The 15,077-nt window shown below is 61.3% G+C and carries 10 protein-coding genes; 4 read left to right on the top strand and 6 right to left on the bottom strand.

Translation table 11 applies throughout. The annotated features are described in order from the left end of the window. Positions 1-38 precede the first annotated feature (38 nt). Positions 39-1,634, bottom strand: a complete 1,596-nt coding sequence (locus I6L41_RS07765; protein WP_160880453.1) for a methyl-accepting chemotaxis protein — start codon at positions 1,632-1,634, stop codon at positions 39-41. A 256-nt stretch (positions 1,635-1,890) separates the two neighbouring features. On the opposite strand from I6L41_RS07765, the gene hutW reads away from it, so the two are divergent. Then, positions 1,891-3,252 (top strand): heme anaerobic degradation radical SAM methyltransferase ChuW/HutW, encoded by a 1,362-nt coding sequence (gene hutW / locus I6L41_RS07760; protein WP_216963159.1) that lies wholly within the window; start codon positions 1,891-1,893, stop codon positions 3,250-3,252. A gap of 111 nt (positions 3,253-3,363) precedes the next feature. On the opposite strand, the gene I6L41_RS07755 is transcribed toward hutW, so the two are convergent. After that, entirely contained in the window at positions 3,364-4,752 is a 1,389-nt protein-coding gene (locus I6L41_RS07755) for a DEAD/DEAH box helicase (RefSeq protein ID WP_216963156.1), read from the bottom strand. A gap of 182 nt (positions 4,753-4,934) precedes the next feature. Continuing rightward, a complete protein-coding gene (locus I6L41_RS07750; protein ID WP_042080383.1) occupies positions 4,935-5,411 on the bottom strand; it encodes a glutathione peroxidase in 477 nt (158 codons plus the stop codon). Positions 5,412-5,761: 350 nt separating this feature from the next. Between I6L41_RS07750 and I6L41_RS07745 the strand changes: the two genes are divergently transcribed. Together I6L41_RS07745 and I6L41_RS07740 are read left to right on the top strand one after the other, a co-directional pair. Further along, entirely contained in the window at positions 5,762-6,370 is a 609-nt protein-coding gene (locus I6L41_RS07745; protein ID WP_058057456.1) for a 2OG-Fe(II) oxygenase, read from the top strand. Positions 6,371-6,574: 204 nt separating this feature from the next. Next, complete coding sequence (locus I6L41_RS07740; protein WP_110303865.1) at positions 6,575-7,564, top strand: D-alanine--D-alanine ligase; 990 nt, start codon at positions 6,575-6,577, stop codon at positions 7,562-7,564. A gap of 169 nt (positions 7,565-7,733) precedes the next feature. On the opposite strand, the gene mngB is transcribed toward I6L41_RS07740, so the two are convergent. Then, complete coding sequence (mngB, locus tag I6L41_RS07735; RefSeq protein WP_216963151.1) at positions 7,734-10,388, bottom strand: mannosylglycerate hydrolase; 2,655 nt, start codon at positions 10,386-10,388, stop codon at positions 7,734-7,736. An 87-nt stretch (positions 10,389-10,475) separates the two neighbouring features. Continuing rightward, positions 10,476-12,422: a PTS 2-O-a-mannosyl-D-glycerate transporter subunit IIABC gene (mngA, locus tag I6L41_RS07730; RefSeq protein WP_216963148.1), complete on the bottom strand. Its 1,947-nt coding sequence runs from the start codon at positions 12,420-12,422 to the stop codon at positions 10,476-10,478. Positions 12,423-12,669: 247 nt separating this feature from the next. On the opposite strand from mngA, the gene I6L41_RS07725 reads away from it, so the two are divergent. Continuing rightward, complete coding sequence (locus I6L41_RS07725; RefSeq protein WP_005360030.1) at positions 12,670-13,389, top strand: GntR family transcriptional regulator; 720 nt, start codon at positions 12,670-12,672, stop codon at positions 13,387-13,389. Between the two features lie 116 nt (positions 13,390-13,505). Here I6L41_RS07725 and xseA read toward each other — a convergent pair whose 3' ends face one another. Beyond that, complete coding sequence (gene xseA, locus I6L41_RS07720; RefSeq protein WP_216963145.1) at positions 13,506-14,885, bottom strand: exodeoxyribonuclease VII large subunit; 1,380 nt, start codon at positions 14,883-14,885, stop codon at positions 13,506-13,508. Between the last annotated feature and the right edge of the window lie 192 nt (positions 14,886-15,077).

The following is a 15,077-nucleotide window of genomic DNA, read 5'->3' as shown; positions in this document are numbered from 1 at the left end:
GCGACCCTTGGGTCGCGCTTTTTCGTTGGTGAAGTGGATTACCAGCGGTAGGTTTTGAGCAGCGCTTCCAGTTTCTGGCACTGCTCTACCAGCTGGATGCTGGCTAGGTTGGCGGCGTGTGCCTGACCCAGGGTGTCGTTGGAGGTGTTGCGAATATCGCTTACTGAACTGTCTACCTCATGGCAGACCCTGTCCTGCTCTTCGGCCGACTGGGCCATCTGGGCGTTTAGGTCGTTGATGCGGGCGATGCGCTCGATGATGTTCTGCATGGCTGCCAGGGTCGCTTCGGTCTTGCTGATGCTCTCATCGGCTTTGCTTTTTGCATCCCCGATCACCGTAACTGCGCTCTGGGCCTCATTTTGCAGGGCGGCGATCATCTGTGAGATCTCTTCGCTGGCGGCGCGGCTGCGGTTGGAGAGGGCTCGTACTTCATCGGCCACCACCGCAAAGCCACGGCCTTGCTCACCTGCCCGCGCCGCTTCAATCGCAGCGTTGAGGGCCAGCAGGTTGGTCTGATCGGCAATCCCCTTGATCACCTCGAGCACACCGTCAACCGCCAGGCAACGGCTGTCGAGCTGCTGGATCACCTGATCCACCCGATCAATCTCTGCCGACATCTCGCCCATATCGGTGATGGAGTGCTGGGCGAGGCGGCTGGTGTCGGCGGCATCCTGATTGGTGAGGGCGGAGAGCTCGGCGCTATGGCGGGCATGTTCGCGGACTTCATGAGAGCTGGCGGCCAGCTCGCTGACGGCGGCGGCGACCTGGGTGGTCATCCCCTCTTGCTGGCGGGCCGAGTTTTCGGTCTGGGTCGCCACCTGACGGATCTGGTTTGACTCCTGATAGAGCTGGTGGGTTGCCCCTTCCACCTCCTGCAGGCTGTGGCGGAAGCCCTGCACCATGTCATTGACGGCGCGGGTCATCTGGCCCAGTTCATCCCGGCTGTGATTGATCAGGGGGAGGGCGAGGTCGCGCTCTTTGGCCATCCGGATCATGGTGAGCTGCAGTTGGCGCAGTGGGTGTTTCACGTAGCGTTGCAATACCCACCAGAGCAAGCCGAAGCCGAGGCTGAAGACGGCGGCCAGGCTGCCGCTCAGGATCAGGTTGTTGTGGCGGATCTCGCCGAAGGTGTGGCTGAGGTCATAACTGATCCGCACTGCCCCCATCACGGTTCCTTCATTGACCTGGTGACAGGTGAGGCACTGGGTGCCGCGATACTCCTTGTAGGCTTTGAACGGTTTGATCAGGGTGAGCCGGTTGCCCTGCTGCTCCAGGATGGCTTCGCCCTGATTGATGGCACGCTCATCGAGGGGATCCTGCGCTTTCTGATCCGGGTGACCCGGGCCAAACAGGTTGCTGACGGCGGGGGCGCGCACCAGACGGGCCTCAACGATGCCCGCTTCACTCTTGAGTTTGGTCTGCACTATCTGCCGGTTGGCCATGCCACCTGTCATCATCAACACGTTCACCTGATCCATATAGGTGTTGGCCATGCTCTCAACTTTCTCCTCTGCCAGCCGGATGGCGAGATCCCGTTGCAGCCAGGCGGAGAGTTCGAAGCAGAGGCCAAAGGTGGTGCTGATGACCAGCGCAAGAGGGAGGAATATTTTCCAGTTCAAGGAGAGGTTATGCATTTTGGGCAAGTTCCATGCGCTTGGTGTTGTTATGTGATCCCGTATCATCTTGATCGTAGACGAAGAAACGGCGGGAGATGGTTCTCTATCGGCACACGATAACCACTCTTGAGTAAATAATCTGTTAAGCAGATCGGTAATGCAGGTTGCCAAAATGCCTTTCGGGAGGGAGGCTGCTCCTCGGGTTGATCCAGAACAAATTGCCAGTAACGATAATCGTTATCATTGTCATTATTTGCTGATAATAGTGACCATCATGAATCTGACCCCTTCCATGACCGGTATTGCCACGCCGGATCCCCTCAAGTTTGCTTTTAGCGCCAAGACCTCGGCTCACGCCAGTCGGGGAGGGATGCGCCCCTTCCCGCTGGATGAGGCTGGCTGGCAGAGCTGGTGGCAGCGAGAGAGTGAAGCTGAGGAGCGCGCCCTCTACATCCACATTCCGTTTTGCCGCAAGCGCTGCAGCTTCTGCAATTTCTTTGAAAATGGCGCCAATCCGGCGCGGATCAACCGCTATGTCAACGCCCTCTGTACTTCTCTTACGCAGGCAGCTGACACCCCGCTGGCGCAGAGCATGCCATTTTCAGCCGTCTATGTGGGGGGCGGTACGCCGACCGACATGAGCGCCGACGAGCTGGCCATGCTGGCCGCCGTGATCCGCCGTTTTCCGCTGGCGGCGGATGCCGAGGTGACGCTGGAGGGACGTCTCAACGGCTTTGATGATGAGAAATGGCAGGTTGCGCTGGCGGGGGGCTTCAACCGCTTCTCCTTCGGGGTGCAAAGCTTTGATACCCGGGTGCGTCAGCAGGCGGCCCGTTTCGATGACAGGGAGACGCTGCTGACCCGTCTGGGTGAGCTGACCCGGGATGATGCGGCTGTGATCGTGGCGGATCTCATCTTTGGTCTGCCCGGTCAGGATGATGCCGTGTGGCAGCAGGATATCCGCGATGTGATGGCGAGCGGTGTACACGGGGTCGATCTCTATCAGCTCATCGCCATGCAGGGCACCAATCTGGAGCGGGCGCAGGAGAAGGGCACCCTGGATTGGCTCGCCGATGGCCAGCAGCGGGCGGCCATGTATGCCTATGGCGGAGCGCAACTGGAAGCTCACGGCTGGGAGCGCCTCTCTTGCAGTCACTGGCGGCGCAGTCCGGCCGAGCAGAGTCGTTATAACCAGATGGCCAAGCGCGGTGCCGAGATCCTCCCCTTTGGCGCCGGTGCTGGGGGCAGCATTCTTGGCCACGGCTTGATGTATGGACGGGATCTGGCCCCCTGGCACGACGCGCTGGCCAGTGGCAAGCGGGCGCCCGGGATGGTGATGGGACGCAATCCCAATGCAAGGATGGACGGTCTGCTGCGTGGCGCCCTCGACAGTGGCGTGCTGGCGCTGGATCGTCTGCCAGCGCCTTTGCTGACCCATCTGATGCCGCTTTTTGCCGCCTGGCAGCAGCACGGGCTGGCCGAGATCGAGAATGCACGGTTGCAACTCACCCTCGCCGGACGCTTCTGGAACGTCAATATGCAGGCTGGCTTGTTCGAGTTCTTGCAGCTCAATCCGCTCGATGGTTCAGCGCCGCCCAGCCATGGTACTGCCGCGGTACGCCATTCGCTGGTTTGAGCCCGAGCGGAGCATTTGCACGGAGCACTTACATGGCTCCGTGCGATCCATAACGAAAGAGGGAGCCTTGCAGGCTCCCTCTTTTGGCTTGGCAGTCAGCGTCGCGCGAGCTTACTCGTCGCTGCTCTCCTGATAGCTGTCGCGCATTGCTTTGGGCAAGCGGCGCATTGGCGCAAAGCCGATATCCTCGCCCACTACTTCCCGCTTGCGGGACTTGTTTTGAGGAGCCTGGGCAGGCTTTTTGCTGGCGTCGCCTTTGGCTTTGCCCTTGCCCGCGGCTGGCTTGCCTTTGGCGTTGGCATGGCCGCGAGACCGAGGCGGGTTCTGCACCGGCTTGCTGCCCGGCAGAGTCTGGCGACTCGGCTTGCCGCTTGGCTCATACCCTTCCAGGATCTCCACGGTCAGGGATTGGCCGATCAGGGCTTCGATAGCCTTGAGCTGACCCAGCTCGTCCTGGCTGACCAGCGAGATGGCCTCGCCGCCACGACCGGCGCGGCCGGTACGGCCGATACGGTGGATGTAATCCTCCGCCATCTGGGGCAGTTCAAAGTTGATCACGTAGGGCAGTTGATCGATATCGAGACCGCGGGCGGCGATATCGGTCGCTACCAGCACCCGCACCTCGCCACTGCGAAAATCGGCCAGCGCCCGGTTGCGGGCACCCTGGCTCTTGTCACCATGGATCGCCACGGTATTGAGACCATCTTTTTGCATCTGCTGTGCGAGGCGGTCGGCGATCTGCTTGGTGCGAACAAACACCAGCACCCGCTGCCAGTTGCCACGGCCAATCATGTGGGAGAGCAGCTCGCGGCGGCGTTCCCGATCCACCTGAATGATGCGTTGGGTTACCTGCTCGGCAGCAGTATTGCTGGGGTCAACCTCGATCAGGGTGGGGTCGTTCAGCAGATCATCCGCCAGCGCCTTGATGTCGTTTGAGAAGGTGGCAGAGAAGAGCAGGGTTTGCCGCTCTGCAGGCAGCGCCTTCATGATGCGGCGGATGTCGACGATAAAGCCCATGTCGAGCATGCGATCCGCTTCATCCAGCACCAGCACTTCCAGCTGGCTCAGGGTCAGGGCGCACTGGGTCAGCAGATCCAGCAGACGGCCCGGGGTGGCGACCAGAATGTCCACCCCCAGCTTGATGGCGTCCAGATTGGGCTTGATGCTGACACCGCCATAGGCGATCAGAGTCTTGAATGGCAGGTGGTGGGCATACTTGATGATGCTCTCGCCCACCTGTGCCGCCAGTTCGCGGGTCGGGGTCAGTACCAGTGCGCGCACCTGACGACGGCCACGACCATGGTTGGCCAGCAGACGCTGCAACATCGGCAGGGTGAAACCGGCCGTTTTGCCTGTGCCTGTCTGAGCGCCGCCGAGCACATCCTGACCGGCCAGAATGGCCGGAATCGCTTGCTGCTGGATGGGGGTTGGCTGTTCGTAACCCAGCTCCTTGACGGCCCGCAGAATATGCGGAGACAGACCCAGTTCGTTGAATGACATGTTCGAGAGAAACTCCTGAGATGAGCCTTTGGCTCAACGGGTAGCCAGCATGTTGGGGCCAGCCACGATATGGAAAAGATAGTGGGGCCGTAATATAGCAAAAGAGCGGCCGCTGCGCAGTAGCTGTCGCACCGGCCGCCATACAATCGTTCAACGCAGTGGCGTAAAACGGTGCGGGAGCATCAGAGCATCTCGCGGATCTGCTCGGCCAGACTCTCCGGTTTGGCCTGGGGGGCGAAACGCTCTACCACGTTGCCATCGCGGTCGATCAGGAACTTGGTGAAGTTCCATTTGACGTTTTCCAGCCCAAGAAATCCCGGTTTCTGTTGCTTGAGCCACTGGTAGAAGGGGTGGGCATGCTCACCGTTGACATCGCACTTGGCCATGATGGGGAAGGTGACCGGATAGTCGAGGGAGCAGAAGCGGGCGATCTCGTCCGCATCCCCCGGCTCCTGATTGCCAAACTGGTTGCAGGGGAAGCCCAAAATCACCAGCCCCTTGGGGCCGAGCTCCCGATAGAGCGTTTCCAGCCCTTCATATTGGGGAGTAAAGCCGCAGCGACTGGCCACATTGACCACCAGCACCACCTTGCCCGCCAGTTGAGTCAGCGGGTAGGGGGTACCATCCAGTCGTTGCAAAGTGAGATCGGGCAGAGGCATGAGAAGATCCTTTCGTGGGTGATGCGCGGGTTGTGCCGTGAGTGGTTCGGTCGGTGACAGAGACAAGCGCCGGATGAACAGCAACATGGCGATGCGGCTACGGTATCGGTTGGCTCTTGGTACCGCAAGGAGGCCGCGGCGCCTCCTCGTCCCGATTGCAAGGGCCATCACAGTTTCGACAGCCAATACGCTCTTTGGCAGGGCGGGATCACAACTGGCGACAAAAATGCGGGGAGGCGGGCAGCAACTCGCGTATTGATGTTGGGACTTCTCAAGAGAAGCAAACCGGTTTGTGACTTTGCCGCTAAGTCGCTACAAAGCGCCCTCTCTCCACTCATTGTGAGCCAATCTTGGACTATCAAGCTGCCATGGATGCCATTTACACCCGGGGATGGGTGATAGTGGATGATTTTTTGACCGCCGCCGAGGTGGATGCCCTCAAAGCCTGTTTGCCAGGCGAATGGCAACCGGCCGGGATCGGCCGTGACGCCCTGCACCAGGGCAATCCCGATATTCGCCGTGACCAGATCCACTGGCTGGAGCCCTCCCTCGGTGCGCCGGTGGCTGACTACCTCGCCCGGATGGAGTCCCTGCGTCTTGCCGCCAACCGGATGTTGATGCTGGGGCTGTTCGACTACGAGGCCCACTTCGCCCGCTATCGCAGCGGGGATTTTTACGCCACCCATCGGGATGCCTTTGCCGGTCGCTCCAACCGCCGTCTTACCACCGTGTTTTACCTCAACAACGACTGGCTGCCCGAAGCGGGTGGAGTGCTGCGCATGTATGACGACAAGGAGCAGTTTCTGATGGATGTCAGCCCCAAGGGGGGGCGGCTGGTCATGTTTCTCTCCGAGGAGTTTCCCCACGAGGTGCTGCCTGCCAATCGCGAGCGCTACAGCATTGCCGGCTGGTTTCGGGTCAATGGCAACGGCATGGGAAGGGTCGATCCCCCGCGCTGAGGGGCAATGTGTCCCGATTTTGACACAGGGGAGACTTTTCACTGCAAGAAGTGGGGTCATGGGTCTCCCATCAGCTGACAAGGGTTGATCTCCCTTGCTACACTGGCGCGCACTTATGTTCGTATCTGGCTTCGTCCGGTTTTTATGGTGGTTGGCTTATCAAATGGTCATGACGAGGCCGCTTTTCCCAAGGGATCACATCTAATGAAGAACATGCATGTCTTGCTGCTGTGCGGCGGCGGTGGCTCAGAGCACGAGGTTTCTCTGCGCAGCGCCAATTTCCTCGAGCAACAACTGGGCCTTCTGCCCGGTGTCGAAGTGACCCGCGTCGAGATGTTCGCCGATCGCTGGCTCAGTGCCGATGGCCGCGAGTGCAAGCTGGGGCTCGACAAGCTGCTTTCGTTTGACAGCGTGGCCCGTCCGGTGGATTACGTGGTGCCCTGCATCCACGGCTACCCGGGTGAGACCGGCGATCTGCAATCCTTCCTCGAACTGGCCGGATTGCCCTATCTCGGTTGCGATGCCGAGGCGAGCAAGATCTGCTTCAACAAGATCAGCACCAAGCTTTGGCTCTCCGCTATCGGCATTCCCAACACCCCATATCTGTTCCTGACCGAGCAAAATGACGCGGCGCTTGCCGAGGCGAAGGCTGCGCTGGCCAAGTGGGGCAAGGTCTTTATCAAGGCGGCCTCGCAAGGCTCTTCCGTTGGCTGCTACTCCGCGAGCAACGAAGCGGATCTGGTGAAAGGCATTGCCGATGCCTTCGGTTACTCCGAACAGGTACTGATCGAAAAAGCGGTCAAGCCGCGCGAGCTGGAAGTGGCGGTTTACCAGTATGGTGACGAGCTGGTGGCCACTTATCCGGGCGAGATCTGTGTGCCGCAGGACAAGTTCTACACCTATGAAGAGAAGTACAGCAGCGCCAGCCATACCGAGACGGCACTGCGTGCCGAGGGGCTGACCCAGGCGCAGGCCGATGCGATCCACGAGTATGCCCTCAAGGCGTTCCGTCAGCTGAAACTGACCCACCTCTCGCGCATCGACTTCTTCCTGACCGATGAAGGCGAGATCCTGCTCAACGAAATCAACACCTTCCCGGGCATGACCTCCATCTCCATGTTCCCGAAACTGCTGGAGCATCACGGTCACCGCTTCGCCGACTACCTTGAGCAGATCCTGCGCAAGGCCAGCTAAGCGCGCTCTCCCGCTCGCGGGATGAAGCAGAACCCAATCAAAATCCCCGCCAATTGGCGGGGATTTTTTTATGCCTTTATCAAGCGGGGCAGGCCAGCTTGAAGGGATAAACAGGCGGGGAGGGGATGACTCTTCCCCGCCTGTTGCTAGCTGTGGGTGTTACCGGCGGTTAGCCGCGAGCCACCCGAAAGCGTACGCTGCGGGAGTGGCACGGCGCCAGCTCCCCAAATTCGCCAGCAGCCAGTTCAAGGGGCAGGGGTTGCTCATCCATCCGCACCGCTTGCCAGTCGTTCAGGGCGTGTTCGCAGCTCACTTTGCCACCCTCCAGTACCGCCTGTTCGCTCGGGTTGTAGACCCGGATCACCAGCGCCTCTTCATCCTCTGCCTTTTTCAGGGCGCTCAGCACCGGACCGAAGGGATCCATGGTGAGCAGACTGAAGTGGAGCGGGGTAGTGAAGCTTGCCTTGTTGAGCTTCATGGCATCGAACGGGATCTTGTTGTAGCAGCGCACCGGGGTGAGGTAGCTGCGCGCCGCCTGCATCACGTTGGCGCTGATGTGATCGCCAGCAAACGCCAGAAGGCTGAAACGGCAGCTGAGCTTGCCACGCACCTGGGAGTCCGGGGTGGGCAGCTTGATGCCGGAGGGGCGACCCGGGCGCAGCAGCAGCTCCTCTTTACCGAGTACGCCGACCCCGCGCAGCAGGGTGAGTGCCAGGGTGTCGCACTGCTCACCGATCACTTCAAACTCGCGCAGACCGTCACTCAGCACCGCCAGCCCCTGCTTGCCATCTTGCAGGGCGACGAAGTTCATCAGCTGCCAGACCGGAATGGGGGCCTCTTTCCACCCTTCAGCCTCCCAGTTCGCCATGGCGCTGTCGCGGGTGGGGCGAGTGATGCAGCCAAACTGGTTGTCGGATACCACAGTGTCGCTCGGGAAGGGGGTAGGGATCAGCACCCGCACCCGGTGATCATCGGCCTGATTGTCGAGCTCCAGCTCAATGTCGATGCGCGGACTCTGGTGCGCCAACGTGATGCGGCAGGTGACATCGAGGTGGCCGCTGCACTGGCGGTTGGCCCGCTCGGCGAGGTTGGCAGGCAGCGCCATGCGCAGTTTGAGGGTCGCGATACTCTGCCACGCCTGATGGGTGACCTCGCGGGTCACCGCAAACTCGGTGGAGTAGCGCAGCCACTCGTCGCGCAACGGCGAGTAGTCATACTCGTCGCCATCATCGGAGCCCTCTTCCAGCGTGAGCACCTGATCAAAGGTGGTACCGCGCAGCTTGTCCAGGATCTGCAGGGTGCCGTTGTCATTGAGGGCGATGCGGTAAAAATCGTTCTCCAGCAGCTCGCCGCTGGCCGTCACCGGCTGCGCCAGTCCCGGCTGGTTGCCCTCGATATGGAGGGTGCAGTAGCCCATGGACGGCAGCGGATGGCAGAGCTGGATGTCGTACTCCATAAAGGGGTCGTAGTTGCCGTAGTGAACGATCTGCCTGTCCACCAGCCCCGGGTCAATCTCGCGCTTGGCGCGGATGAAGTAGGGGACCGGCTGGCCCGCTTCATCGCGCAGGGCAAAGGATTGGGCGCGAATGCGGATGCTGGTATTGATCACCTCCTGACGGGGGAAGGGCATCAGGTTGAACAGGCAGAGCTTGTCGGCCACCTGTACCCCGTCTTCACAGAGCGCCACCGGCATGTTGTCGACAATCTTGCGCATGTAGAAGCGGATCAGGTTCTCGGCCATGTCGTCGGCCAGAATGAAGCGGGTCATCACCTCCTGATGTACCTTGTCGCTGCAGCAGCAGCCGATGCTGTCGTGGGCGTGGTTCTTCATGATCTCTTTCCACATCTTCTCCAAAAGCCCGTGGTGGTACTCGAAGCCGAGCGCCCAGGCGATGCTCGCCAGCGGTTCGAGGATGTTGACGATCTTGTTCTCGATAGCGGCGTGGGCCAGCTTGATGTCCATCCGGGTGGAGGAGATGGTGCGGTGTACCCGCATGTATTTGCCGTCGTTGAACTCCCCCTTGAGGGTGGCCAGCTGATCGCGGCACGCCTCGATGCGCTCGAAGACCTGCTCGAAGCGGCTCATGTGGAATTCACGCTGGGGGTAGATCTCCCGCAGCTTGTCGATAATGGCGAAGATGTTCTGTTGCAGCGGCATCTGATCGTGGCCGTTGGGCAGCAGGATATCCTGGGTGACCGAGGCCTTCTCCAGCACCTCGAAGTAGGATTCGAGCCGCTTGCGCATGCCAGCCTCATCTTCCGGCAGGTACTTGCCGATGGCGTAGCCAAGCGGCAGCACCTGGGCGGTCACCTCGCTGCCATCGTTGCTCTGCCAGAGGAACTCTGTCTTGTCGGTGCCGTGGCGCTCGGAGCAGCCGCGCCAGAACATGGCCCGCTCGATCCCGAAGCCGTTGAAAATGTGGGGCAGCTGGGAGGACATACCGAACGAGTCTGGCAGGTAACCGATCTTCATCGGCTCACCAAGGCTAAGGCAGTCGCGCATCCCGTAGAGCAGGTTGCGCAGGATGGACTCGCCGCTTACCTGCATGGTGTCGGTCTGGGTGTACCAAGGGCCGATGATGAGTTTGCCCGCTTCCACCAGTGCCTTCACCCGGGCCTTGTTCTCGGGCTGGATGGCGAAGTAATCCTCCAGCACCGCGGTCTGGCCGTCGAGCACATAGAACTTGTAGTCTGGGTCGGATTCAAGCCGCGCCAGGATCTCCGCCATGTTGTTGATCAGCAGGATGCGGGACTCCTCGGTGGTGAAGTACCACTCCCGATCCCAGTGCATGTGCGGCGTGATGTGAACTCGTGAAACTGTCATGACAATGATCCTTTGCTGACGCACGGCGGCCCTTGCCTGCCGTGCGGAAAAAATAGTCTGTTGAAAAACCGGTTGTGAAGATGAGCCTTACTCTGCGGCGACCACCTGATAGGTGCCGCGTTGCATGGCGTGACGGCGCCAGCCGATCAGCACCACAGTGGAGATAAGGGTGCCCACCAGCGCCGCACCGAGCCAGACGGCAGCAGCCATCAGGGCGCCGTGGCCGCCATCGTGGAGCAGGAAGAGGGAGAAGATGCCGGCTCCCGGGGTGGAGAGACCAATCCCCATGGCCCCCACCATGGCGCCGGTGACGATCGAGCCTGCGAGGAAGGAGCCGATCACCCGGATTGGATCTTCGATGGCCATCGGAATGGCGCCCTCGGTGATCCCCGCCAGCCCCAGCAGCCAAGTGGACTTGCCGGTCTCGATCTCGAAGGTCTGGAACAGGCGCGGCGCCAGCAGGGTGGAGAAGGTGACGGTAAAGGCCGAGACCATCTTGACCGCGCCGAAGATGGCGTAGGGGCCGTAAACCCCGTTGGCCATAGCGCCGAGGCAGAAGGCGTAGGCCGCCTTGTTGACCGGGCCACCCAAGTCAAACGAGCACATAAAGCCGAGCAGGGCGCCCAGTACCAGCGCATTGGTGCCGGAGAGGCCGTTGAGCCACTCGGTGAGGCTGTTGTTGAGCCAGGCCACCGGCTGGCCGATGACAAACAGCATCAGGCTACCCGCCACCAGAGTGCCGATCACCGGATAGAGGTAAAAGGTGAGAAAGCCGTTGAAGTTGGGGCTAAGGCGCACATGCTGCTTGACCCAGCGCATCAGGTAACCGGCGATAAGACCACCGACCACGCCGCCGAGAAAACCGGAGCCAATCATGTTGGCGGCCAGTCCCGCCGCAAAGCCCGGGCCCAGCGCCGGTTTGTCTGCCAGCGAGTAGGCGGTATAGGCCGCCAGCACCGGCACCATCAGGGTGCCCAGCATGCCACCGCCAAGCTTACGGTACATCCAGAGCCAGGAGTTCTCGGTATCAAACAGATGTTGCAGGCCGAAGATCTGGGCCAGCAGCACAGAGACGGCGAGCACGGTACCGCCTGCCACGATCAGCGGCACGGCAAAGGAGATACCGCTCAGCAGCGCCTGCTTGAGCTCGGTCTTGAGGCTCACCTTCTTGCCGGTCGGCGCGTCGCTCTGGCTGGGGTTTGGCGTCGGGGCGGTGCGACCGGCCTTGGCCGCTTCCAGCGCATCATTGAGGATCCGCTCGGCATGGCGGATGGGCTCGGCCACCGGCGTCTCGATCCGGGGGATGCCAATAAAACGCTCCTGCTCCTTGATGGCCACCTCGGCGGCGAAGATGCAGGCCACCGCAGCATCGAGCGCCTCTTGCGGCAAGCGATCCTCGATGCCGTTAGCACCCTGCTTTTCGACCAGAACCCGAATGCCCAGCTTGCGCCCCGCCTTTTCCAGATACTCGGCAGCCATATAGGTGTGGGCAATCCCCGCCGGGCAGGCGGTGACACAGACCACAGTGGGTTTATTTGTATTTAAGTTGTCTTCTTTTTCTGGTTGCTTGTCGCCATCCCCTTCACCATCGAGCAGCGCCATCAGCTGCTCGGCACTCTGTGCCGCCAGCACCGCCTCGCGGGTATCGTCATCCACCAGGGCGGTGGTGAGGGTGGTGAGCAGCTGCATGTGGGTGGAGCCCGCCTGATCGGTCGGGATCGCCAGCATGAAGATCAGGTTGACCGGCTCGGGGCCGTCGATCCCCTCCCAGCCCAGCTCCTCGCTCAGGGTCGCGACGGCAAAGGCCGCTTCGCGCACCGCATCGCACTTGCCGTGGGGCACTGCCAGCCCTTCGCCAAGGGCGGTGGGGCCCTGCGCCTCGCGGGCCATGACCGCAGCCAGAAAGGCGGCCTTGTCGTGCAGCTTGCCGGCCTGATCGAGCCGATCAGCCAGAGCATGAATGGCCGCATCCCGATCGGCAAACCGGGTTTGCAACGTGATGAGATGGGGGCCGGTAAGACTGGTCAGATTCATGATGATCCTCTGTCAGGTTGGCTTGCCAGCAAGCCGTCATGGTGAAAGTGACAGCGATGCTAACAAACCGGCCGACTGATTTTTGTGAGTAGTATCATACAATTCATTATTTGTATTGTTTTTGTATTGTTCGTTCAGGGTGATTTGTTAGGTCAAATGGAGCTGAGCCGTTTTGTCTGCCTGGTAACTGGGGTAGAATGGCGCCTCTTCCATTTATCATGGTGCAGAGCCGACGAGGTGGCCTTTCGTGTCGAAAAAACCCATGTATCGCCAGATAGCCGACACCATCCAGCAGTGGATTGCGCAAGGGGAGCTGGCTCCCGGCGATGCCCTGCCCACCGAAGCCGAGCTGCGCGAGCAGTTCGGGGTGAGCCGGGTGACGGTGCGCCAGGCCCTCAAGCAGCTGACCGAACTCAACGTCATCGAGAGCATTCAGGGCAGCGGCAGCTATGTGCGGCAGGAGAAGGTGAACTACGACATCTATCAGCTCACCAGCCTCTACGAGAAGGTGACTGATCCGGCGGCCGAGACCCACAGCGACATTCTTGCCTTCGAGGTGATCAAGGCGAGCAGCGAGCTGGCCGAGCGGCTCAATCTGCTGGAAGGGGCGCTGGTCTACTACGTCAAGCGGGTGCGCTTTATTCGCCAGATCGCGGTAACGCTGGAGGAGACCTGGATGCCGCTCGCCCTCTTCCCCGATCTCAGCTATGCGGTGATGCAGGGCTCCAAGTACCACTACATCGAAGAGGTGAAGCAGCTGGTGATTGACCGCAGCGAGCAGGAGATCATTCCGGTGCTCCCCTCGGCGCAGGTGGTGGAGGCGCTCGGTATCGACCCTGCCAAGCCCATTATCGAGAAGGTCTCCCGTGGCTTTTTGCAAGATGGCACCGTGTTCGAGTTCAGTCGCAACTTCTTCAAGAGCGATGATTACAAGTTCACGCTGGTGGCGCGCCGTACCAAGGGGTGAGCGGGCGCCAGCGCCCGAGATAAAAAAGGCCACCACCGTGTTTGCGGTGGTGGCCTTTGTTTTTGGCTGATTGCCGGGCTGAATAGCAGATTGGCTGGTGGTTTGATGCAGCCGACCTACTGCGCAGAGTCCTTGACGATCCCCTCGACCCGCACCTGCAGGCTCCCTTGCGCCAGGGTGGTGATGAGCTGATCGCCACTGTTGACCTGATCGGCGCGGCTGATGACGTCGCCACGCGCAGTGCGGGTGATGGAGTAGCCGCGCCCCAGAGTGGCGAGCGGGCTCACCCCGTCGAGGCGGGCGGTGAGCATGGCGAGGCGGTGGCTAGCAAGGTCTTGCCGCTTGGCAATCAGGGCATAGAGTCGCTCCTCGGCCAGCTGATGGCGGCGCTTGCCAGCTGCCAAGAGGCGCTCCGGGCTCTTGCCCTGCAGGCGCAGCTCAAGGTTGGTGAGGCGCCGCTCAGCCTGATGCAGCCGCTGGCGCAATAGCTGTTGCAAACGGGTGGAAAGCTCGTCGAGGCGCTGGGACTGCTGCTCCAGCCGCCGCTTCGGATCCTGATGGTCGAGCCGCTTTTGCAGCAGGATGAAATCGTGGCGGGCGGCGGTCTGCTGGCGGTTCATCGCCTGCAGCAGTCGCTGTTTAAGGTGGGCGAGGCGCTGGATGCGGGCCTGATTGTCCGGCGCCACCAGCTCGGCGGCGGCCGACGGGGTTGGGGCGCGCAAGTCGGCGGCAAAGTCGCTGATGGTGACATCCACCTCGTGGCCCACCGCGCTCACCACAGGTATGGCGGAGTGGGCAATGGCACGCGCCACAGCCTCTTCGTTAAAGCACCAGAGATCTTCGAGGGATCCGCCACCACGGCCAACGATCAGCACATCCACCTCGGCGCGCTGGTTCGCTTTGGCGATCGCCGCGACGATCTGGCTGATGGCGGCGCTCCCCTGTACCTGAGTCGGGTAGATAAAGACCGGCAGGTCCGGCGCCCGCCGTTTGAGCACCGTCAGCATATCGTGCAAAGCCGCGCCGGTGGCTGAGGTGATAAGGCCCACCGCCCGAGGTTCGCGGGGCAGCGGCCGCTTGCGGCTCTCGTCAAACAGCCCCTCGGCGCCGAGGCGGCGTTTGAGCTCTTCAAAACGCAGGGCCAATACGCCGTCACCCGCCGGCTGCATCGACTCGATGATCAGCTGGTAGTCGCCGCGCGGCTCATAGAGGGAGACCCGCGCCTGCACCAGTACCTGCATGCCATCCTGCGGGCGAAACGCCACCCGCCGGTTGTTGCCCTTGAACATGGCGCAGCGCACCTGAGCTGACATGTCCTTGAGGGAGAAGTACCAGTGGCCGGAGCTTGGTATCGCCAGATTGGAGAGCTCGCCGGTCAGCCACACCAGTCCCAGATCCTGCTCCAGGATCATGCGCACGGCGCTGTTGAGGCGGGTGACGGTAAAGACCTGCTGCTCGCGGCCGCTTGCCGCACTGGATGGGGTAAATCGGTTCAATGGCGTACCTGTGGTCTGCTCCGGCGGGGCCGGGATAAAACGATGGCCGCTATCTTAACCCGAAACAGGGGGAGGGCGCTAAGCAGGAGGCGTCAGCAGCAGAAAAGCAAGATTGGAAACGCTGCCGTTTATTCGGGCAGGCAGTATGGCTCCCGACAAAGCCCTCACGCTTGCCCGCATCTGGCCGCGTTG

The organism is Aeromonas sp. FDAARGOS 1411 (assembly GCF_019047125.1).
GTDB lineage: Bacteria > Pseudomonadota > Gammaproteobacteria > Enterobacterales > Aeromonadaceae > Aeromonas > Aeromonas veronii.
This window is presented reverse-complemented; position numbering and strand designations above follow the sequence as displayed.

Coding starts and splice junctions, on each gene's coding strand:
- I6L41_RS07765 (WP_160880453.1), bottom strand. CDS start 1,634: ATGCATAACCTCTCCTTGAACTGGAAAATATTCCTCCCTCTTGCGCTG.
- hutW (WP_216963159.1), top strand. CDS start 1,891: ATGAATCTGACCCCTTCCATGACCGGTATTGCCACGCCGGATCCCCTC.
- I6L41_RS07755 (WP_216963156.1), bottom strand. CDS start 4,752: ATGTCATTCAACGAACTGGGTCTGTCTCCGCATATTCTGCGGGCCGTC.
- I6L41_RS07750 (WP_042080383.1), bottom strand. CDS start 5,411: ATGCCTCTGCCCGATCTCACTTTGCAACGACTGGATGGTACCCCCTAC.
- I6L41_RS07740 (WP_110303865.1), top strand. CDS start 6,575: ATGAAGAACATGCATGTCTTGCTGCTGTGCGGCGGCGGTGGCTCAGAG.
- mngB (WP_216963151.1), bottom strand. CDS start 10,388: ATGACAGTTTCACGAGTTCACATCACGCCGCACATGCACTGGGATCGG.
- mngA (WP_216963148.1), bottom strand. CDS start 12,422: ATGAATCTGACCAGTCTTACCGGCCCCCATCTCATCACGTTGCAAACC.